This window comes from Lichenihabitans sp. PAMC28606 (genome assembly GCF_020616535.1).
Lineage (GTDB): Bacteria > Pseudomonadota > Alphaproteobacteria > Rhizobiales > Beijerinckiaceae > Lichenihabitans > Lichenihabitans psoromatis.
The window spans coordinates 960,363-981,521 of record NZ_CP085136.1 but is presented as its reverse complement, the minus strand read 5'-3'; the positions used below and the strand labels follow the sequence as shown (position 1 = coordinate 981,521).

24 protein-coding genes are annotated in these 21,159 nt (G+C 62.1%); 2 read left to right on the top strand and 22 right to left on the bottom strand.

Annotated features, from left to right (window positions below):
* Positions 1-3: 3 nt before the first annotated feature.
* The 18 genes from LGH83_RS04625 to LGH83_RS04540 all read right to left on the bottom strand — a co-directional run bounded on the left by LGH83_RS04625 (position 4) and on the right by LGH83_RS04540 (position 17,081).
* Complete coding sequence (locus LGH83_RS04625) at positions 4-507, bottom strand: phage baseplate assembly protein (protein WP_227400811.1); 504 nt, start codon at positions 505-507, stop codon at positions 4-6.
* On the bottom strand, positions 504-1,604 hold the full coding sequence (locus tag LGH83_RS04620) for a phage baseplate assembly protein (protein ID WP_227400810.1): 1,101 nt from the start codon (positions 1,602-1,604) through the stop codon (positions 504-506). Before LGH83_RS04620 ends, LGH83_RS04625 begins: the two co-directional genes overlap by 4 nt.
* A gap of 1 nt (position 1,605) precedes the next feature.
* Positions 1,606-2,337: a hypothetical protein gene (locus tag LGH83_RS04615; RefSeq protein ID WP_227400809.1), complete on the bottom strand. Its 732-nt coding sequence runs from the start codon at positions 2,335-2,337 to the stop codon at positions 1,606-1,608.
* 3 nt (positions 2,338-2,340) lie between these two features.
* A complete protein-coding gene (locus tag LGH83_RS04610; RefSeq protein ID WP_227400808.1) occupies positions 2,341-2,814 on the bottom strand; it encodes a DNA circularization N-terminal domain-containing protein in 474 nt (157 codons plus the stop codon).
* The gene (locus LGH83_RS04605; protein WP_227400807.1) at positions 2,814-5,423 is read right to left on the bottom strand and encodes a hypothetical protein; all 2,610 of its coding nucleotides are present in this window, start codon (positions 5,421-5,423) and stop codon (positions 2,814-2,816) included. The genes LGH83_RS04610 and LGH83_RS04605 overlap by 1 nt, the downstream gene beginning before the upstream one ends.
* Positions 5,424-5,494: 71 nt before the next feature.
* Positions 5,495-5,881, bottom strand: coding sequence for a hypothetical protein (locus LGH83_RS04600; RefSeq protein WP_227400806.1), 387 nt, complete (start codon positions 5,879-5,881; stop codon positions 5,495-5,497).
* A gap of 71 nt (positions 5,882-5,952) precedes the next feature.
* Entirely contained in the window at positions 5,953-6,321 is a 369-nt protein-coding gene (locus LGH83_RS04595) for a phage tail tube protein (RefSeq protein ID WP_227400805.1), read from the bottom strand.
* Between the two features lie 40 nt (positions 6,322-6,361).
* Positions 6,362-7,900: a phage tail sheath C-terminal domain-containing protein gene (locus LGH83_RS04590; RefSeq protein ID WP_227400804.1), complete on the bottom strand. Its 1,539-nt coding sequence runs from the start codon at positions 7,898-7,900 to the stop codon at positions 6,362-6,364.
* Between the two features lie 65 nt (positions 7,901-7,965).
* Positions 7,966-8,184: a DUF2635 domain-containing protein gene (locus LGH83_RS04585; protein WP_227400803.1), complete on the bottom strand. Its 219-nt coding sequence runs from the start codon at positions 8,182-8,184 to the stop codon at positions 7,966-7,968.
* Positions 8,181-8,954: a hypothetical protein gene (locus LGH83_RS04580; RefSeq protein WP_227400802.1), complete on the bottom strand. Its 774-nt coding sequence runs from the start codon at positions 8,952-8,954 to the stop codon at positions 8,181-8,183. Before LGH83_RS04580 ends, LGH83_RS04585 begins: the two co-directional genes overlap by 4 nt.
* A 403-nt stretch (positions 8,955-9,357) precedes the next feature.
* Entirely contained in the window at positions 9,358-9,636 is a 279-nt protein-coding gene (locus LGH83_RS04575) for a hypothetical protein (RefSeq protein ID WP_227400801.1), read from the bottom strand.
* Between the two features lie 14 nt (positions 9,637-9,650).
* Positions 9,651-10,700: a major capsid protein gene (locus LGH83_RS04570; RefSeq protein ID WP_227400800.1), complete on the bottom strand. Its 1,050-nt coding sequence runs from the start codon at positions 10,698-10,700 to the stop codon at positions 9,651-9,653.
* Positions 10,701-10,770: 70 nt separating this feature from the next.
* Positions 10,771-11,436, bottom strand: coding sequence for a head decoration protein (locus LGH83_RS04565; RefSeq protein WP_227400799.1), 666 nt, complete (start codon positions 11,434-11,436; stop codon positions 10,771-10,773).
* 29 nt (positions 11,437-11,465) lie between these two features.
* Entirely contained in the window at positions 11,466-12,734 is a 1,269-nt protein-coding gene (locus LGH83_RS04560) for a S49 family peptidase (protein WP_227400798.1), read from the bottom strand.
* Entirely contained in the window at positions 12,731-13,012 is a 282-nt protein-coding gene (locus LGH83_RS04555) for a hypothetical protein (RefSeq protein ID WP_227400797.1), read from the bottom strand. Before LGH83_RS04555 ends, LGH83_RS04560 begins: the two co-directional genes overlap by 4 nt.
* A complete protein-coding gene (locus LGH83_RS04550; protein WP_227400796.1) occupies positions 13,009-14,652 on the bottom strand; it encodes a phage portal protein in 1,644 nt (547 codons plus the stop codon). Before LGH83_RS04550 ends, LGH83_RS04555 begins: the two co-directional genes overlap by 4 nt.
* Positions 14,653-14,659: 7 nt before the next feature.
* Positions 14,660-16,519, bottom strand: a complete 1,860-nt coding sequence (locus LGH83_RS04545; protein ID WP_227400795.1) for a phage terminase large subunit family protein — start codon at positions 16,517-16,519, stop codon at positions 14,660-14,662.
* Positions 16,506-17,081, bottom strand: coding sequence for a hypothetical protein (locus tag LGH83_RS04540; RefSeq protein ID WP_227400794.1), 576 nt, complete (start codon positions 17,079-17,081; stop codon positions 16,506-16,508). The genes LGH83_RS04545 and LGH83_RS04540 overlap by 14 nt, the downstream gene beginning before the upstream one ends.
* A gap of 236 nt (positions 17,082-17,317) precedes the next feature.
* Between LGH83_RS04540 and LGH83_RS04535 the strand changes: the two genes are divergently transcribed.
* Complete coding sequence (locus LGH83_RS04535) at positions 17,318-17,554, top strand: hypothetical protein (protein ID WP_227400793.1); 237 nt, start codon at positions 17,318-17,320, stop codon at positions 17,552-17,554.
* A 154-nt stretch (positions 17,555-17,708) separates the two neighbouring features.
* Positions 17,709-17,984, top strand: coding sequence for a hypothetical protein (locus LGH83_RS04530; RefSeq protein WP_227400792.1), 276 nt, complete (start codon positions 17,709-17,711; stop codon positions 17,982-17,984).
* Between the two features lie 45 nt (positions 17,985-18,029).
* On the opposite strand, the gene LGH83_RS04525 is transcribed toward LGH83_RS04530, so the two are convergent.
* The 4 genes from LGH83_RS04525 to LGH83_RS04510 all read right to left on the bottom strand — a co-directional run bounded on the left by LGH83_RS04525 (position 18,030) and on the right by LGH83_RS04510 (position 21,052).
* Complete coding sequence (locus LGH83_RS04525; RefSeq protein WP_227400791.1) at positions 18,030-18,599, bottom strand: phage tail protein; 570 nt, start codon at positions 18,597-18,599, stop codon at positions 18,030-18,032.
* Positions 18,600-18,746: 147 nt separating this feature from the next.
* Entirely contained in the window at positions 18,747-19,289 is a 543-nt protein-coding gene (locus LGH83_RS04520; protein ID WP_227400790.1) for a hypothetical protein, read from the bottom strand.
* A gap of 163 nt (positions 19,290-19,452) precedes the next feature.
* On the bottom strand, positions 19,453-20,307 hold the full coding sequence (locus LGH83_RS04515; protein WP_227400789.1) for a sigma-70 family RNA polymerase sigma factor: 855 nt from the start codon (positions 20,305-20,307) through the stop codon (positions 19,453-19,455).
* A 163-nt stretch (positions 20,308-20,470) separates the two neighbouring features.
* Positions 20,471-21,052, bottom strand: a complete 582-nt coding sequence (locus tag LGH83_RS04510) for a GIY-YIG nuclease family protein (RefSeq protein ID WP_264479137.1) — start codon at positions 21,050-21,052, stop codon at positions 20,471-20,473.
* Positions 21,053-21,159: the final 107 nt, after the last annotated feature.

Sequence of the window (21,159 nt, the reverse complement as noted above, 5' to 3'; positions counted from 1 at the left end):
TGATCAGGAAATGCGGGCGAAGACGATTTGCGACGGACCATCCTCGGTCATGACAGCCGCATAGGTGCCGGTCTTGCCGTCGCCGCCGATGTAGGTCTTTTCACCGTCGCCGCCCTGCAGCGAGGCTGACCCGCCGGTCGCGGCGAGAACCAGCGTCTTGCCTTTGATTTGGTGCGGGTTCTGCCCGGAATCGTGTTTGATCCCATCGGTGCCGAGGTATTGCGACGAGTTGCCTTGATCGTCATAAACTGCCGTCTGTCCCGGCTTCAGGTTCTTGATGCGCTTGTCGGGATGCTCGAGGCCGAGCGCCACGGCGAGGGTGCGGATGCCGCGCAGCGCAAGGCCGATGCCGTGGCTTCCGACCGGCGGGTTACTGGTGAACCCGTGTGGCTGGGTCCGTATGATCCCTTCGAGCGTTTCGTTCGCGTGGCCGTAGGCGTCTACGGTCTGGATCTCGCCCGTGTCGTCGCTCTTGATGTGCTCGATGCGAAACAACGACGTCGTCATAGGCCGTCCCCTGGCGAGAACACGTCGTCGGACTTGCCGGCGCCCTTCTTTCCGCCGTGGGATCGAGGGTCGACGAACTCCATCGACGCCCGCGTCCCGACCCCATCGCCTTCGCCGTCGGTCTGGCTCAACGTGACCGATGACAGCGTGTAATCTCCGTCAACCTGCTCGACCGCGTTCGTGATCGAGACGAGAAGACCCGGCGTCCAAAGCATGCCCGCATCGTCGCGCCAGCGGGACACACGGGCTCGCGGGCGAATGCCGAAGGCGGCCATCCGCAGCCGTTCCCACTTGGCTCTCGTTTGCAACTCGTCGTCCGAATGGTCGCCCTCAGCGATCACCAGCGCCGGGCGAAACTCGTCATCGTCGTCGCCGGTATCCTGATATTCCTGGCGCAGGTTCTTCTTGCCTGTGCCGGAGCGCCGCTGACCGCGCACCACGACCGGCGACCGCTTATGGGTCGTGTTGATCACGACACCCATCGAGTTTACGGGCGATTGGCCGAGCACGAGGCCACCAGCGTGTCGCTTCGTCCCGGCGCGCGTAATCTGGATCGTGCCGTCGGTCTGGGCAACGAGCATCAGCCCCTGCTTGCGGGCCTCGCGCTCGATCGTGTCGTACATCGCTTCTTCGGGCTGGCGCTGGATCAGCGCGACCGGCTTCAATTGCTGATCGGTCGACCAACCGACGCCGAATTCGTCGAACTCCTGCGCGGCCTGAAGGAGCGTCTTGTTCTTGACCATGCCGGTCTTGTGCTTGACCGGCGAGCAGTCGATTGCGTTGCGCCCTTTCGACCGGCCGGACAAACGAACGGAGCGATTGCCCTTCTCTCCGATCTCGGAATCGTATTCGTCCACGGCGCCGGTGAGCAGCAGGTCGCCGCTCCCCGGCATGCCGCCGAGATCCGGGCTCGTGTAGATCTGGATCTGCTTGCCCGTCCTGAGCGCGAGAGCCTGTGATGACCAGGAGGCCGCCGTCGCCTCGAGCGTGAACGACATGGCGCCGTCCTGCATCGACCGCGTCACCTCGACCGATTGGAATCCTTGGATGCCGTAGCCGTCGACCACGATCGAGATGCGCTCGGTGACAAGACCCATGTCAGGCGGCCGGCGCCAGAGCGTCGATCACCGTGGGCATGAATAAGGGACACGCGACCTTGTTTCGTGCCACCAATTCGGTCGCCCGAGACGGATCGCCGTAAAGCTCGAAGGCGATTGCCGTCGAGGGCGCCGATCGTGCCGTTTGGACCCGAACGATGGGCCGCAGGTTGGCCGAAACCGTCGCGATGTGATCCGACGCGGTGCGAGCGACTGATCCGAGGACGTCGATGACGGCTCGGCCGGTTGCGGCGGCGATCCGATCCAGAGCCACATCCATCGCGGTCGCGATCCGCTTGCGCGCCGCGATGGCGGCCTGCCGGTCGCCGAAGTCGGTCTGAGCTTCGGCCACGAACGCTTCTCCCAACCATGCCGCCTCGATGCACTCCGCCAGAGTTCGCGACAGCGCCGCCGATCGCGTTCGTGCCGGAGACGTGAAGGTCGGTGCGGCTGTAGACGAGGCCGTTGCCGCGTCATAGAGAGCTTGAACGACATCCTTCGGCGCAGAAGCCGTCCGGATCGTCTCAGCCGAGCCCGCGAGGATGCCGCCGATGGTCGCCACGTCCACGATGGTCTCGATGCGCGGCGCGTAGATGGCCGACACGGCAAAGACTGTCGTCTTGATCGACTGCCCTTGGGGGGCGGTCAGGGGCAATCGGTTTGCCGCCGCCTGCAAGATGACCGCGAGCGATTGCGCCGTGATCGCCGCGAGAGCCAGGTGATCGTCAGCCATTGCTTAACCTGTGAAGCCGGAGATAGTCGACACGATCGCGGCCGCCATACTGCCTTGCAGCGACGCCGCGATCCGATCGCCAAGCGCCACGACAGAGAAGGCCGAGTCGTTGCCGCTCTCGACGAATTCGAGCGACATCTTCACGTAGCCAAGCTTCATTTTCTCGGACGAGGCATTGCAGCCCGTGCATTTGACCGTCTGGTAGCCGAGAACTGGCATGACCAGAACACCGTCACCGGCCTGCGAACACAGGTCCACAAAAGCGAGCGCATCGGCGTCGGCGTTGTCGCCGACGATATAGGCGTCCATGCGAAACTTGCGGGTCTTGCGGCCCATGTCCTCGGTCGAATGATCCTCGGACTTGGCGTATTCGTGGACCGCGACCCTGCGGCCGGCCTCGTTCAGCTCCTCGGATTCGATGAAGAACGGCGCACCGCGAAACGACGCGTTCGGAAGGGTCTTGGTCCAATCCCGCATCAGTTCGGGCCCGCCACTCGACCGTTCGACGCGGCCTTCGCGCCCGGCATCGACGTGCCGACAGACGCTTTGATATTTCCGCTCGACGACACGTATTGGCCGCTGATCTGACCGTTCCCCTCAACCTTCACGGTCACGGAAACAGACGCCTGCCCCTCGATCTTGGCCGTGATCTGATCCGGCTTGACCGTCGCCTCGACCGGACCGCCTTGGGCAAACATTGGCGTTCTCTGCATTCCAGATGCGACGGGGGCGAGCGCGGGATGCACCGCCGGTCCGACTTGTCCCGAGAAATTGTCGACATATCCACTAGCGAAAGCGGGCAGGGCGCGCGGCGGAGTAGCTTGGTCGACGACCCATTGCCGGATGCCGCCGCGCGCAGTGATCCAATGGCCGGGAAGGCTGGCCTTGTTCAGGGAAGCGGCCTCGCCGCGCCCGAACGCATGTCCGTCGGCGATCGGGCTTGCCGAGAACGAGGCGTCTCCCGGCATCGCCATCGTTGGACCGTTGCCGAAGCCCGGCCGATACGCTGCAAAACGGGCTTTGTTTTTGTCCATGCTGCTCAGACCGTAAATCGTGCCTGCCATCATAGCGGCGCCAGCTGCTGCCGCGACCCCCGTTGCTGCCGCCCCCATGCCGGCAAACACCCCCTCAGTACCTGCGGCGGCGGCAGGAGCAGCGTTGCCGACGATGCTCCCCAATGCTGACTTGCCGCCTGATGCGACCGCTGCACCCTCAAGTGCCGCCGCTGCCGCGCTGAGTTCGGCAGCAGAGGTATCCAGGGCCGTTGCCGACGTGCCAAGTCCAAAGCCGTTCATCAGTTGGTAGGAGGCATAGCCGGCGCCGCCTAGCGCTGCCGCCCCGGTGACTGCACCCCCCGTCATCGCCAGCATTGGATGATCTTTGAGGGCATTCGCGAGCACATCGATCCCGGATGCGAGCCCCGACAAGCCACCCGCGATCGTCTTCATGCCATCGCCGGTGAGTGTCGTTTCGAGGTTCTCAAGCGAGGCGTTCAGCGCGGTAAGGCCAACCGTCGGATCGGATGTGAGATTGCGATGGTAGATGTCGTCGGTGCTGCCGACTTGGTTGGTGAGCCCCTCGTCCTTGTGCAGGCGAGAGCGGCTATCCGCCTGCATGATCTCGTTCGCGAACATGTTGCCATTTTGGTTCCGAAACATGGTCCCGAGAGCCTTGGCGAGTTCCAGGCGATCGTCGGTCTTGACGCCTTTGGCCATCATGGCCGGAAGCGCAACCTTCTCGGCCCATTCCAGCGGGTCACGAAGAGCGAGGTCGGTGTTGCTGACCGCGCCTGCCTTCCACGAAACGACGTTGCCGGCCTTCTTGATCACTTTCTTGTCGTCGAGCAGTCCGTACCGCTCCCATTCCTCAGCCTGCTTCTTGTCATTCACCTTGCCCATGATGATGGATGTGAACGCATTGGCTGCGGTTCCGGCTCTGTCACCGCCTTGGGCACCGATCAGAGACGGAGCGATGCGCGAAAGAAACCGCATGCTGTAATTCGGCAATGAGCCTTTGGCCTGCTGGGCAAAAGCGTAGAGCTGCTCGGGATTGAAGACGCCACCGGAGGCCACCATCGCGGGAATCATCGCATTGGCTTCCGATTCGAAATTCTCCGGCTTTGTGAACCTCTCCTCGAAGGTTTTGGCGAAAGCACGCCCAACGTCGCCGGACGTCCCTTTGATGTGCTCGCCGCCCGATGCCTTCAGCACCGACATGGCCTTTTGCATGAATTCAAGATGGTCCATGGCGTGCTCGACCGACCCGAAGGCCGGCGTCGTCTCGCTGATGACCTTCATGTTGTCGAGGTAGGTCGCAGTCGGCAGACGGGACACCACCTCAGAAGAGCGGCGCTGGATGTCGGCAATCTGCTGCGGAGTGCGGCCGGCATTCTGCAAGCCAACGATTTCGTGCTGATATTCCGCACCAGCATGCAGCGTCTTTTCGATGCCCGAAACCACGCTATGGGCACCGACGTAGGCGGCTGCGCCCCCAAGCGCATAGTTGACGATCCCATGATGCGCGACGCCGTGCGCGCGGGCCTCGGCTGCCTTCTCGGCCTTGGTATGCGCGGCTGCCGCTCGGTTTTCGGCATTGGCCTGATGTTCGATCGACCGGGTCGTATTGTCGATCACGCTCTTGAGACGCGCCTGCTCGGCCGCGACGCGTGCCAACGGCGTGCCGAACCCTTCCGCTGCATGCTTCGCGTCCAGCATTGCGGTCTTCGAACGTTCGAATGCGCTGCTGGCCTTTGTGACCGCAGCCTGGGCCGACGTGTAGGCGACTTGGAGCGCCCGGGTTGGCTTCTCGGCTTCCTTCATGGCTTTGGCGGCTTGCTCGACCGCGACCCTTTGCGCGTTGAACTTGGCGCGAGCGTCGGAAAAGCCAGTCCGTGTCGATTGCAGTTTGTCGAGCGCCCGGAGCTGGCTGTTGGCCTGCTCGATCGTCTTGGACATTCGCTCGATGTCGGCCGAGACCTTCGCACCCTTGCCGAGCTGCTGGAACTTGCCGGCGATCTTCGTGAAGACGTCGCCGGTGCCGTCCTTGGCCGTGATGATCGCCTCGGCCGTGATGATCCGATCAGACATTCGCCCTCAGCGCTTCTTCTTTTCGAACCAGGCGTTTGCTCGAGCGTGCCACGCGCACAATGCAGAGATCGTCAGCCGGCCGACGTCGTCGGCGCTGAACCGTCCTTCTCCACATCCGAAGACGAGGTCGTCGGCGAGGTCGGCGAGGGTTCGTCCTTGGAAGGTTCGTCCTGGAAAAAACCCTGCACGGCGCCCTTTATCGCTCTCGCCAGCTTGAGCCCGCCCTGGCCCAAGATGATCGGATCCTTGGGATGCACCAAGCATTTTGCGATATAGGATCGAAGCACTTCACTGTTCTGGACAGAGAACAAGGTACCATCCGGTGCTTTGCCGAGGGTCGTGATTTCGCCGAGGTCGAGGTAGTCCTCGTAGGTTGGTTCCTTGAGAATGACTTCGTGGGTCACGACGCCGTGGGCGACCAGACCCTCAGGGACCGGAATGCGAATCTCTTTTGCCATTGAAGATACCGTTGATTGTTGCCAGCCCAGGGCGCGCCTGCGTTTTCGCAGCTCAGACGGGCCGGTCGACCTCAGTACGTCTGGTAGTTCAGCGATCCGGTCATCACCTTGAGGCCGGTCACCTCACCGGTGGCGCTGTCGATGGTCGGATCGCCGTCCCACGACGCTGAGGTGAAGAGGTGTGTCTTGTTGAGGTCTGTCTCGACGAAGGTCACGTCGATGCTGTTCAGCAGCATGGTTTCGTCCCAGAGGAGACCGACGCCCCGATCGAAGCTGAGATCGAGCCCGACCAGTTTGGGAGCGACGGTCCGATAGGGTGTTCCGTCCTGGTTGACGCCCGTCGTCGGCGACACGCCGGACAGCATCAACTTCGCGGCGCCGCGGCCTGAATAGGTCGTCCCGCTCATCGTCAGCGAGAATCTGCCGCCTTTGGTGTCCATGACGTTGTCCTTAATTTCGAATGATCAGGGGTCGATAGGCTCAGAGGAGCGTGATCGTGTTCTCGTCGAACTGCGGGAAGATCGTGATGTTGGCCGCGAAGGCGATCAGCTGGTTGGCGACGTCGATCGGCAGGTAGGCGTTGACCCGGTTGGGGTCAGACGCGCGTTCCACGATCACGTATTTGGCAAAGAGGGTCACGTTTTCGACGATGCCGCCGATGTTGCTCAGCTGCGTGTAGGCGTGGATCAGCGTCGCCGTGATCTGCTTCGGCGTCGCCACGCCCTGGATGCCCGTCGGATTGTCGTCACGCAGAACAGCCCGCGGGTAAGTGGAGGTGACGACATCCTTCAGGTAGCGCTTGACATAGGCCGCGATCGCCATGGTCTCGATGCCCAGGAACGTAATGTCGGCGACGTTAAACGCATTGCTCTGATAGGTCGTCAGGACCCGGTCGATGACCGGAGTGCCGTCCATAGCGAATGTCAGAGCCGACATGCCGTTCCGGTACAGGCTCTCGCGATCGGCGAGAGCCCATCGCAGGGTGCGATCGGCCGGTCCTCGCAGTCCAGACAAGCCGATCGTTTGCAGCGGGCGCGCGATCTCGATCGCATCAGTGAGGTCGCGGCCGAGATCCTTCGAGAACCCGACGATACCGGTCAGAGCCGCGGCGTAGGACCATGCCGGATGACTGTAGCTGTTGGTCGCCAGGATGGTCGCATGTCGATCGTTGCGAACCGATCCGAACGCGGTCTGAGCCGACAGGTTTCCGTCGAACGTCGTGATGTAATGCCCGTCGAGGCTGACCGTCGGTGACCATCGGCCGGAGCCTGCGTCGGAGAAGAAGAATTGTGCGGCTGCGAGTTGCGTCGTCGAGCCGTAGGGTGACGCGAACCAATCACCCGGCTCCGCACCCATGAGCGACAGCGCTGCGGCGATGTCGACGATGCCGGCTCCATTCGTCATCTGTGCGATCAGGACAGTCACACCGGCCGGATCGGTTTCGTTGCCGTCGAGGCCTGCTTCGAGGCGGATCATGCTCGCCTCCGCGCCGGCATGCCGAGCCGTCAGCATCACGACACCCGACGAGGCGGCAGCAACGACCGGAGGCAGCATGCGCCGGTTGAACTTGACATATCCGGCGTTGATGATCGCGGCCATGTTGGTCGCGATGGTCGTGGCCGTATCGCCGACAGCGACGACGGTGTCGTAGCGCTCGCCGGCGACATAGCGCGTGAGCGTGGCGGTGGATGTCGCCGGACCGGTGATCGTGAAGGTGCCGGTCCCCGCAACGGCGCCGGTCGGATCGGGCAGCGGCAGCGCAAGGATGGCCCCGGTCGGATTGAAGTTGCGGGCGAACACCGCCATGTCGGCCAGCATCGATCCAGGTCCGAACAAGCCGTTCGGGTCGGAGCCTCCGATGTCGATCAGCTTACCGGTCGCTGCCGATCCGCCCGCCAGTTTGCGGCCGAGCAGGATCGTGCGCGATGTGCCCGAGTAGGGCGAAATGCCAGCATTCACCTCGCCATAGAAAAGAGGCGCCCGGATCGTGCCCGGCATGTTGTTGAACGAGACGGTCAAAGGCGCGGCTCCAAAGAAAAAGGCCGCTCAGAGGCGACCCGCAGGGACGACAAACGATGAGTTGTTTAGGCGGTCGGCTTGGAGGGTGGCGCTGCCACGGGAGCAAGCACACGTGCTTCCGGCTCGACCACGACGATCTCGCCGCGAGCCAGACGCCCCATCCAATAGTGATCCCAAACGACCTCGGAGCCGCCCCGCGGAAGGTCGGTCGCATGAGCGGGATCGGGAATGCAGGCGCCAACATGAGCCGGTTTGACGATCTTCCGGACGGGTGCGTCGGTCATGGGAAGTCAACCTTTTCGAAGATGAGATCGGCCGCGTTCGGGTCGGTCGGCGACGGAGGATTAAGCGGATCGAACTGAGCCGCAGCGCCGATCTGGATGTCGATGCCGGTCAAGGTGAGGTCTGTCGGCGGCGAGAACCGGGTTGCGATCGACTGGCACACCGCATATCCGCTCGATGTCGGATCAAGTCCGGCGCAAACGCTGCGCAGTGGGTCAGGCAAAACGGCAAAGGAGCCCGTGGCAGAATTGCTCGGGTCGAGCGGTTGGATGTTCATCAGTTCCGCCGTCAAGGTAACGACGCGGACGGCCAATTTGACTCCGGTCTCGTCGGAAACGAACCGGCTGGACTTCATCTCGGACACGCGGCGCAAGACGGTGTTCCGCACGAGCGCCGACTGTGTGGTGTCGCCGATCGCGATTGCGTCGACCGCGCGCTGCTCCAGGAGATCGAGGGCGCTTTCAAGCTCGCGATCCGTCTCCAAGACACCAAGGCTCTCGCTGTCGTTGCCATCGGTCGGCACCGTGACGCGAACCGAGATTTCGAGGATGAGATCGCATTTCAGGTTGAACGGCGGTCCACCATTGTTCACCGACCAGGCCGGTCCGCTTTCGTCATCGGTCGTGACCACGATGAGCGGGACCGGTTCCTTGGAACTGAGCTGATCGATGCGGCTGTCATAGATCCGGCCAGCGCACATCGCAGCGATGATCGGATCGGCGTTAAGCGCGGGAATGACCGCCAAGCGAAGCGCGGTGCGTTCGAGAGCCATGATTGCGCCTTATCCATTGAGCGAAAGGATGACTCGACCGAGGCCGTCGTCGGCAGAGACGCTCACCGAGAAAGTCTCTCCTGTTTCGACCCGAATGATCTGGTCATGTTGCTGGACGTCTAAGGATAGAGCGACCGAGCGTAGGGCGACTTGAGGCTTGCTTGCGCTCGTGCGAGGTGCCCGGCTCGACGCGTGCCCGTCGGCGCTGTCTGGATAGGTGGATGCGTGCGGGGCCGTGAAGACGCCTGTAAACGGCGTCTCAGGTCGGCCCGGGTCTGGAACACGGCGGCCGTTGACGTCGCCGGCCGGCAGCATCTGAGGCTTGACGATAAAGCCCTCGCCCCGCACCCGCTCGATGGCTAAAAGCGCGCGATCCTGAGCCATGTCGAACCGAGTTGGCATGTCAGCCCTTCGGTTTGCCCGATCGCGGAATCTCGGTGCTGGCCGGATCGACCGGCGTCACACGACCGACCCCAACTTCCTCGCCGCCGAACCTTGCCAGCAACTTATCGGCCTCGGCCGCGGGTAGTTCGATCTCCTCGCCAGCGGGGAGGTGCTTCACCGCAACGTTCGCGTGAGCAATCACGGCGCCGTTTGCGTCCTTCACGGCACCCGTGGAATTCTCGACATCATGAACGCCGACCGTGACCGGCAGCTTCACCTTCTTCGTCTTCTCGACCATGTGTTTGCTCCGGTTCAGGCGACTGTGAGGGCGCAGGTGGCCTCGGGGCGGCCCAGCAGCGGCAAGGGCGCCGACTGCGTCATCAGAAAGAGCGAGGACGGATCTTCCTCCATCCACTCTTTCGGGTAGCGGCTCATCGGCATCAAAGTGCCGAAGTCAAGGATGGCGCCGTAAGCACGCACGCCTTCGCCGCCTTCGACGGACCCCATGATGACGGTGTTGTCGGGCAGCACCTTGCGCGTCGTCCCGTCCGTGTCCGAATAGGTGTGCTGGTACTGCCAGAAATCGAAGCCGCCCATCGAACCGAGATAGACCGCCTCACCATTGCTGCCGGGGGCAACCTTCCCGGCCAGGTCCATGGTTCGCGGGGGACCTTGGAAGTAGGTATATTGCCGTTGAATGAAGGGATCGGCCAAAAACAGCCGTGACGCTTTCGGGTCCATCACGACCTGATTCGGGAAGAACCCGGTGGCCGAGGCAATCGAGGCCGCCTGATCCTGGATCATCTGGTAGGGCGACACCCCGGTGCTGCCCCAAGTCGTCTGCCCAGTCAGAACGATCGTATTGGCGGTGGGTCGGCCGAGATCGACGTTCATCGGAGGATGGTCTTCCGCTACGACGTTCATGGTCCCGGTCAGCAGCAATTGAGCGGCCATCCACTCTTCACGCCGCGTGATCTGGTCGTCCTGCTCCTGCAGCAACCTGACCCGCAACCGATCCATACGATCGCGCGGCGACAATCCGCCCTGCACGTTGATCGACTCACCCGGATATTGAGTGAGCGGCATCGAGGGGTCGAGCGCATGCTTCGGCTTCACGTAAGGCGGCTTGTAGGCCTTGAGCGCCTCGCCGGAGGTTGGCTGAGGCTTTCCCTTCACCAGAGGCGAGACGAACGGCGCGAGACGGCGCGTCGAGATGATCTCGTCGAACACGACCTGGGCGGTATCGAACGTCTGCTCGCGCGGGAAGAACGTTTCCAGCAGAAAGCGCTTCGGCCGGTTCAAGGTGTAAAGGATGCCGAGCAGCGTTGTCGTGCTGTAGCGGGTATAGATGGTTGCCGTCATGTCGGGTGGGCCTTCAACAAAAAAAGGCCCCCAAACGGGAGCCGGCCAATGTCTAAGAGGTGACGATTTGTTAGGTCGGGTAGGCGATGACGCCGACCGATTTAATGACGATCGGCGATGAAACGGCGCGCAGGGCGGCTTCGACGGTCGCAGCGGAATGGCCGGTGCCGTAGGTCAGCTTCTCGGCGACGAAGCCGCCCATGTAATAAGCCGCACACGGAACGTCGGAGACGCTTGCTGGAATGTCGTAGGCCAGGATCAGTTGAGGAACCTGCGAGCCATCGACCGCAGCAGCGACCGACAGCACATATTTGGAGCCACCGTCGGTCAGAGCGATGTCGAAGCCGTCGCCCGCCACGAAGGCTGTTCCGCCGGCGGTCGCGAGAAACTTGAGGCGATCGGCAAAAGCTGTGCCCGTCGCACCCGGGCCGAGAGAGCCGCCGGCCGGATCAGTGACGCTGTAGGCCGTCGGCGACGTGAACCGGACCTGATAGAGGCCTGGCTTGGCGTTCGCCAAGACGGGGGTGGTGGGATCAAGGACCAAAGTCCCGTTGCCCGTGTTGGCACCCGACGCCTTGACGGTCGAGGTGGCGGTGCCAACGCCGATCATGCCGAGGACAGCGCCGCGTGGCAGGGGCGTTGCGCCGGCCGCCAGCGTGATCGTGCGATGAGGAAGCGGAGTTTCGTCTGCGAGGAGGGACGTGAGGGCGTAGGCCGGATCCGGCAATGTCGTCATGTCTATCGGTCCTTAGGTGAGGGCGGCGCTTATCGGGTGAACCGCTTGGCGATCGAAGCGCCTTGGTCGAATTCGGACATTGCTTCCTGGCCTCTGCCGGTTTGTTGGGGGGCGAAGTTCGGCAAGCCTGCCGTTGCGGCCGTGGCGCGTTGATCGAGCCCGCTGGTCTTCTCGACTGTCGCCAGCATAGCGGCCGCCATATCGACGGTTGCGCCAGTGAGTGCCAAAGCGACCGCCTGATCCCGGCGACCTTCGGCCTGAGGATGATTGATGATCGCGGCGAACCGCTCCCGCTCGGCGGTGATACCCGCCTTTTCGCCGTCTTGACGAGCGGAGGCGATCGCGGCCGTGTGGATTTCCGGGGTGATGGTTTCGACTGACATGCGCGATGCTCCTGTGGTGCGCTGGGAATTCGCACGCGGAGGCGCGCGGGATAGGTCCGCTAGGACCGATTCGAATGAGCCGAGTTCGTCGGCGAGGCCGGCGTCCACCGCGGCTTGACCGATGAAAGTGCGAGCCTGCGTCGCCTTGACGGCGTGGGGCGAGAGGTTCTTGCGGCCCTGGGTGACGTTCTGGACAAACAGGGCATAGAAGTTGTCCACTTCGGCCTGCAAGCTGGCCTTCACATCGTCCGGCAGCGGCTCGAAGGGGTTGCCATCGACCTTGTGATCTCCGGCGAAGATCATCGTTGGTGTGACGCCGGCCTTGTCGAGTGACCGCGAATAATCGGCGTGGAGCAAGACGACCCCGATCGATCCGGCAACGCCGGTCGTCGTCGTTACGATCTTGGTCGCGGCCGACGCGAGAGCATAACCAGCCGAGGCGGCCATTCCGTTGACCACGGCGATCACCGGCTTGACCGCGGCGACCTGGCGGACGATGTCGGCGGCCTCGAAAGCACCAGTCGCCTCACCACCCGGAGTATGTAGATCCAGCACGATGGCTCGCGTTGCGCTGTCGGAAGCGGCCGCCGAGAGCTGCGCCTTGATGCCTTCGTAGGACGTCAGTCCGGAGGACGCTCCGACCCAGGCACCTCGATTGACGAGACTGCCCGTGACAGTCACGATTCCGATGCCGTCATCGGTGCGCATGAAAGGCTTGCGCGCGACAGTGCCGCCCTGGTCCTCTGTGGCCTGCGATCCGACAAAGCGCGAGGCGTCTGGGTGGAACGGAGCAAGCGCATCGTCGCTCAGCCCAATTCGACCTCCAAGCACTGCCGCGATCAGCGACGCTTTCTCCGGCATGATCAGCAGCGGTCGGTTGAGGATCCGGTCTGCGAGATGAAGCAGGGCACTCAAAAGAAACGCCTCCGGGACGTGAGAGACCCGGCCGAAATCGCGAACCGCCGACGTGGGTCGGGTTGCCCATTTGCGATGTCGCACGCATTCTGAGCTGCGATCATCTCGTCACGCAGAACCGTCACGTTGCTGGCCGCAAAGGTCACATCGGTCTCAGTTTCCAGCGTCCGCGTTCGGATGCGCTGCTCGCGGTCTCCCGAAAGAATTGCGTAATAAGCCGAGGTCAGAGCCGCAGCCCGAGCACACGGATCGGTCCAGTCCACAACCGTGTCCGTCATGCGTCGCCCTTCGTGCTATCGTTATCTGATCGGTCGTTCAGGATCGGATCGGGCGGCGGTGCGTTCGGCTCGGGAAGTCCGAGCTCCTTTCGTTTGGCCATTTCCTTGGCCCGGGCGTCGTAGACGTCGTCCACGTTGGTGCCGAGGTCGCTGCAGATCATCGCGTCCGAGATGACCCCCGAGGACTGCAGCGTCTCATAGGCCTTGGCGACCTTTAAAAGGTCGGACTGCGGCTTGCCGGGCCCGAACCAATCTGCCCGGGTCACTGCGGATCTTTGAGCGATGAAAGCCGTGAGGCCGCCCGGGAACTTGACCGTGCCGCTGTCGATCTGCTCCTCGAGCCAAGCGTCGAAGATCGGTTGAAGGAAGGGTGTCAGAATGTGAGCGCGCCGGTATTCGACGACGCGCCACACGATTGAAGTTGCATTGTTGATCGAGGCGTAGCTGGCGCCGGAATAGTCGCCCGTGAAGTCCTCGAACGTGATCCCGAGGCAGCGCGCACATTCCCGGAGCAGGAATTTCGCGAACGCCTCGTATGTGCTGTTGGGATGCTCGGATCTGTTGAACTTGAGCTGCTCGCCGGGGAACAGGTGAGCGATTTTGCCGGCATTCCCAAGATCGATCTTGGTGTTCTGGTACCAAGCGTCACGTGCCGCGAACAAATCCATGATGCTGGGATCTGACCCCGCGCCAGACGGGCCGTTCACGTTCGGCGTCGCGGCTTGCTCGCCATCGGTTTGCAGCGCCCGCAATACCTGCTCGGTCGGTGCTTCGCTCTGCAACGTTGCGGCGAAAATCGCCTGGATCATCGCAGCCGTCAGGGTCGCATCGGCCAACTGATCGTATTGGCGCATGACCTTCAGGGCGGGAGCCAACGGTGTCAGACCACGAACCTGGTGCGCCTCGCCGTCGAAGACGTGGATCACCATTGGCCGGCCGGCGCTATCACGCGCCGCGACATCCGTGGCGATGCCGGTCAGCCCATTATAGGGTGTAATCGGAACCATCTGCTCACGAAACCGGTAGCCGATTGGCATCCCGAGGCTATCCATGAAGACGCCTTGGAACAGGTTTGTCCCGATCGTATCCTGTGCCAGCCGGTGCGATTGGATCAGGCCGACTTTGGTCCTGGTCCGTGAGACCGATCGTTTGACCCACGGCAGTGTCGCCACGATCTCGCCGGTCGCGAAGTAGGAACGAAGGCCGGCGGCCGTCATCTGGGCAATCGTCATGCGCCCGGCTGCGTCGCATTCGAGAGGGGAACCGGCCCACGCTTCCCACTGTCGTTCGACCGTCTTAGCCCAGGCCGACGCCTCTACCGCTGTCCAACCAAGCGCATCATAGTCTGGCTTGGCGTTCAAACGCATGCCCTTACCGACCGTCGACGCCACCACTTGATCGATAGCACCCGACAACCAGCCCGAGTTGTGAATCGCATCGATCGTTCGGGCAGTCGCCGGAGCCCAAGCGAGGCGGACGTCGTCTCGAGCGTCGCGAAGCGCGGGCCCCCATGACATGAAGAACGGGTTGATCTCTCCCTTCATGTAGCCGGTCGAAGACCGCGGCGTCGGGGCCGACTGAGCATTGCCGAACCCGAGTGCGCCCTTGGCGAAGCCCGTCAACCTCGCGAGTGCGTTCATTCCAGGATCAGCCGTTCAAACGTTTGGCGTAGTCGGAAATCGATTTCTTCTTCGGAGCGGGCGCCTGCGCTCGACTGAGCGCGGCCTCTCGGACATCGAAGTTGAGGCCGGACACAGCTTGCCGGGCGGCGAAAGCGTAGACGGTGCAGTCGAGCGCCTCGGCCTCACGAGCACCGATCCGCTCGAATCGTGCCACGGGCCTGCCGCCGACTTTGCGGATCACCCGATGTTCGGCGGCCAACTGCTCGAACCAGATCAGCGGCAGCACCTTGGAAAACCGGATCGTATCCTTGTAGTGCGATAGTCGCTGATAGATGGCGGCCTTGATCGTATCGACCCCGATGATCCAGAGCCGGTCCTTGCCGGCCAGCTTCCCACGAGCGACTTTGCCCTTCGACATCTCGATGGCAGGCCGATTGCCGAACCGGCCCTTGCCCGCCATGACGTGCCGATGGCCTCTCGACCAGCAATAGGCATAGACCTGATCGACCCAGCCACCATCGCCGGCATCGACCACGACCGCATCGATGCCGATACGGGCGCCGAGCGGATGCTCCCACTGCGTCAGCAGGGTCTCGTCGAGTTCGCGCCACGTCGTATCGTCGCCGGGCGTCCCATAGACGATGAAGTGGCCGAGAATGTAGGCCGCACTCTCGCGATTCCATCCGACGATGACCACCTCGAGACGGTCGTCCTGAACGTCCACGCCGGCCGTGACGACAAGCACCTCGGCAGGAAACTGCAGAACCGCTCCGCTTTCGCTCGGCGTATTGAGCCCAAAATCCTCCACTCGCGTCGCCAACTCGGCTGGGTCGGCCGTATTGACCGCCTCGGCCCAACCCTCGCCCAACAGCGTGTTTTTGAACGTCCGCAGCCGCTCGGCGTCGTCATGTACCTCGACGAATTCGGCGACCAGCTTCGACCAGCCGGCGTTCACATGCGGACTGATCAAGGCGTTTAGGCGAAAGCCTGCATGCCCCTTCACATCAGGCCGAGTCGCGCGCCACTCGCCGTTCTCGACCATCTCGGCCTTGTAGCGTTCGGCAATCAGCGTGCCGCACTTTGGACAGGCCCACTTCGCCGTCTCCGACACATGCCGAACGGTCCGGCCCTGCGCATCCTTCTCCTTGTCCCAGTGGATATGACTCCACTTCGGCTCCGACCGGTCGCCACATTCGACGCACTTGATCTCGAAGACGCGCTGATCGCTGGCCTCGTATTCCCGGCAGATCGTCGAGGTCTCCAGGTCGACGGGCGTCGAGCCCCGCACGATCTTGCGGTTGACGAAGCTGAGCGTCCTCTTGATCGCGAGATCGATCGCATCGCCTTCGCCGGTGACCTCGATCCCATCCTCCTCGTCGATCAGCAGGATGCGAACCGTGTGCTTTCGCAGATTGCGTGGCGACCGGCCCGGAACGATCTTCAGCGATCCGCCCGGAAACCGCCGGTGCTTCATCGTGTTTCGGCCCGACTCGTCGGCCTCCGCCGAAATCAGACCAGCAATGGCCGGCGTCGCGTCGAAGATCGGCTCCATGTCGGACACGATGAAATCACGGCAATCATCATCGGTTGGCAGCAACAGCATGATCGGTGCCGGCTCATTGGCAACGAAGCTGCCGATCGCGCCGACCAGCAAGGTCGAATAGCCCACACGAACGCATTTCAGAACGGTCACCCGCTCGATGTCAGGATCGGAGATCGCGTCGGCGATCCCGCGCTGAAATGGCCAAAGCCGCACTGGACCGGACTTTGCGGCCAAGCCCTCCGGCAGCCGCATGTGGGTTTCCATCCACAGCGACAGCGGAAGTCGCGGCGGCGGGCAGAAGCGTGCTCTCGCGCGTGCGATCGTTGCCTCAAGGACCGTCATAGGCGGCCTTCGTCATGGCGTCGCGAATGGCGCGGTCGATCACGGACACGTCATGAGCGGTCAGATGTTGCAGCACCTGAGGCAGATCGCCCGCGATCGCCAGCATACAGGCCCGCAGCTTCACCATCTCGTCGGCCCAGGTCCGCTCGGCCTCGGCCGCGCTGATCAGGGTCTTCGCCTTCTCTTCAACCTCCAGATTCCGCATGCGGGCTTTAAGGATCGTCTCTGCCGTTCGCGCCGCATTGTAGTCGACGACGGCGACGTCCTCGTGGCCCTCTTCCGTCAGCACGCGGCGGATCAGAGCGATCGCGGCATGAGCCTCGTCGACGTTTTCAGTCTGCGGCTTCCTGTTCTCCGTGCTGTTCTCTGGCTGAGAACGGTCGCGAACGGGAGAACGACGGGCCGGGTCAGTGTTTTTCTTGAGCGCCGCGATGACCTCGTCGACGTCGTATTTCTCGTCCGCACCTCTCGGGATCTGACCCTTCGCCGCAAGCTTGTGCAGGCCCGATTTTGCCCGGCCCAGCCGACGCGCCAGTTCGCTCAGGCTGACCCGATCTGCCACGTGTTCACCTTGAAACAAAAACTTGCAAAGAGGGGGTTCTCGGGATGTTCCCCACCGCAGGCAACGGGCCCTTGGTCGTACGGTCCCTAGACCCTTAGACCGACCATTCCATAGGCCGCCGGCACTGTTTTTCCGCGGCTAGCGCTGCCGTGGAGCGGCTTTGCGACTTGTCGTCGGTGTTGAGCGTGCTCTAATTGCTGAAGGCGCTCACCGAGGCGCTATGAGGGGAGAATGCTATGACGATTCCGGGCATGGAGAGGCACCGCGACAAGAACGGTGAGATCAGCAAGAAGCATGGCAATACGCTGGTGAGCACGCTGCGCAAGATCTACGGCGACAGCTTTGCTCATGGGTTCCCAGGGCACACAAAGCTGTCCGATGTTCTGGAAGAGATTGATGATCGGTCTCTGACAGAGCTCGTGAAAGACCATGACACCGGCCACCTTCTAGGCAAGTTAGATCAGCACGGCTGATTGCGGCTATCTTTGTTGCCACACTAGGTGAAGTGAAGCGTTGCAAGGTGTGGCAACCGATGCGCCCCACTTGCCTCACCACCACCCCTTATGGGGTGTGGGGTGTGGCGTGGCAGGGCGGGTCTGATCGCTGGCGCAGAATTAGGTGGGGCAAATGCCGGACTTGCTGACGAGGCTTACCCTGGCTGATTGGTTGAACATCTGCTCGGCCATAGCGGCCTTCATTGCAGCCGTCTTCTGGTTTGTCTCGGTTTTCGGGAAGCTGCCACAGCTATCAAGTTACTATGGTAAGACGCCGCCAACCGATCCTTTCTACAAGGCTGTGATATTTGGAGCAAAAATGAACCGTCGAGCAGCCTTCGCGGCTGGGTCTTCCGCAATATTCACGGTCTTCGCCAACATTGCGGCAATAGTGGCTAAAAAAACTTAATCCGTAGCCCACTCGCCGCCCTCGACGATAGGGCGCTTACTGGCATCAGCCACCTATCGCACGCAGCAACTCATGCGTGAGGCGATCAGGCAGGTCGCTTTCAACCACGCTGCGGAATGCCGCTGCCGTTGCGCCGCTCACCATCTCCTTGGGGATGTAGACGCCGCTCTTGATCTTGTGAATGCCGAGGCGTGAAGCCCCGTCTCGCTGAAACACTTCGCCGCCAAGCTTGAGGGGCACACGCTTTGGGAAGCGTCCACCCTTCATGAAGGTGCCGGCGAAGACTTGGCGTTGTCCGAACGGTGCAGCACTGACGCCTTTGGCTGTCTCACGCGCACCGAAGTATTTGAGGCTGATGTCGCCACCGTGCGAGCTGATCGTGTAGGCCATTGAGCCTGCGCCCGACGCCTTGGTGACATGCAGCGCTTTGACGATGACAGCGCGCTTCAACCCGGTCTGGGTCGTCAGCGTGCGGATCATCTGGGTTCGGGCTTTGTCACCTGTGTGGTTTACGGCTCTAGCAATGGCGGCCGGTGCGCTCTTGCCGATTGCACCGATCATGTTGGCGAGACGCTCAAGTTGAGCAGGATCGACCTTAACCTCGAGGAGCGACACGGCGCTGTTCCTCGTGAAAGGCCTTGATGCGCGCTGTGATGGAACGCGGATCTGCGGGCTTCAGCTTATCCGCGATCCGTCTGCTCAGCGCGACGATGTAGGCGCGGCGATCAGCGCAGGATTGGCACGGCATCGTTGTGGGACGCGTCAGCTCGCGGGCGTGACGGTCAGCGTCTCGCCTCCCGTGTGATCGGCCGTGGTGGCGGTCGACAACGTGACGGTCGTCTGCCCGGTGACCGGGCTCGGATCGACGTCGGTGACCGTGGTGCCGGTCGCGATGCCGGGGCCGGCGATCGTGGACCCAACCGCGACGGGCATGTCGCTGCTTACCGGGATGGTGAGAGCGGGCGACGAGGTGGACGTGGCCACGGTAGCCAAGACCACGGACGCCGCGGCGTTACCGGAGGCACCGCCCGTGATCTTCGCCAGCTTGGCCGGAATGCCGTTCAGCACATCGCCGACATCATCGAGCGCGTCCGTGACGGTGTCATGCGTCGTCTGCAGCGTCTCGAAGCTGGTGACGGCGGCATCGACATCGCTGTCGATGGTCTTTGCGAGAGAAAGAAGAGCAGCGTGATCCATGGAAGGCAAACCTCTGCTGATGATGTGGTGTAAGCCCTGAAGGACGGCATCGACCTTGGAGTGCAAGGCATCGAGACGAGCGTGAATGGCGGCTTCGATGTCAGACATGAAGCGACCTCGATGCAGATCGCCGAACGGGCGCTGCAGATGGACCTGATTTCGTGACAGAAGCGCACTGTCGGCTTTACCGATAGTGAGCTCAGCGTCGTCGTCTTTGCTTTGACCCACAACGCCACGCTGTGCAGCTCTAAGCTGGGCGTTGCTTAGTCCGTCAGGCGAAAACCGGGTTGGGCGCCGCCCGCATGGCCAACATCGCCGCGCGGAGCTTCTTGATCGCTGCGACCTCGATCCGCCTTACCTTCGTGACCGAGATGCCGAACCATTCGCTCAGCGCGTTCAGCGGCGCGATCTCGTCGTTCAGCCAGCGTTCCTCGATGATCAGGCGCTCCTGGTCATCGAGACCGGACATCGCCGTCCGCAGATCACCGGCACACTGCTGATCGTCCAGCATGTCGTCGAACTGCGGCGCGTCGTCGGCAAGAAAGTCACCCCATTCGGAGCCGCCGTCTTCATCCTGAAAAGCCGGCGCGTTCAGCGAGAAGTCGCCCTGGCCCATCCGTGCTCGGAGGATCTCGACGTCATCGATCGTCACGCCGAACGCCATCGCAATCTCACCCGTTACGGCAGCACTCGTCTTGTCCGGATCGCGGCTTAATTTCGCCCGCAGCTGCCGCATCTTGAAAAACATCTTCTGCTCGTCGGAGCCCATAGCCAGCCGGACGATCGACCAGTTACGCAGGATGAAGTCCTGCATTTCAGCCTTCATCCAGATCCGCGCATAAGCTCCGAACGGCACATCGCGATCAAGATCGTACCGCTGGGCCGCCATCACCATGCCGCAGCAGCCTTCCTGGACGAGGTCGTCGAGGGGCAGGCCATAGCCTCGCATGCTGTTGGCGACGGAGATTACCCGGCGCAGGTTGGACGCCGCCAGATCGTTGAGAGCGGCCGCGTCGGCATATTGCTGATGCCGGGCGAGCAGCGCCTTCTCTTCGATGACGGTTAGGGTCGGTGCAGCGCGGGCGGTGCACATAATGAGCCGGCTGACATCCGAAAGCGATGCCATGGCGGACCTCTTGATGAAGGTGGAAGCAGGCGACCTTCAACGTTTGGTCAAAACAAAACCCGGCAACCTTTCGGCTCCGGGCACAAATCCTCTGCTTGCCTGAATAAGGTCAGATTGCGCTTCCCATGTCAACATGCGGTCGTGTCTCTGTTTGAATTCTGCATCAGCCCTCGATTTCGGAGCCAGCCTCTTTTATGTCGACCAGTGTGCGGCCGTCATATTTCCAGTAGGCCGGACCCCGAATTGTTTTCCACTCGTGTCCCTTCTCATGGGCGACGACGAGCGCGGAGCGTGACAACGAAGTGTTCTCTCCTCTGAACATCACGCTTCGTTCATCAATAACCTGGCATTCGATAGTCTCGTCAAAGACGGATTGCAGTATAGCGCCTTTTGGAATAGGGGAATTTGCAAAACTGTAGTTGGAGCCTCGCCGTCTCTCGCGATCAAGAGCTTCTAGCTCTTCTTTTGAGTCGGCGATATCGTGTTTTGGAGTGACGTTTCTTGAATGAGCCATCCTCAAAATCGCGAAGGGCTTGTCAGGTGATACTCGGAAGAATTCACGGCGTGAGTTAACACGTCTGTCGTCGAAAGCCTCGTGCAGAGCCCTTTCCCAACCAATAGCATCCTCAACTTCGGCAGCGAAAAATACTTCGAAAGGCACTGGAACGCCGGGGACTGAACTCAGTTGACGCACGCGGTCTTCAATTGGGCCATCTGTACGACCTATCTTGATAAGATCAGGCATCACAGGGTTGGTCAGTATGTAGACTATTGGCATCCATCAGACTCGCTTTTTCTACGGTCCCCGCTTTGCCGCAGGCCTAACATGAGCCGCCTCGACCATCTCGGCAA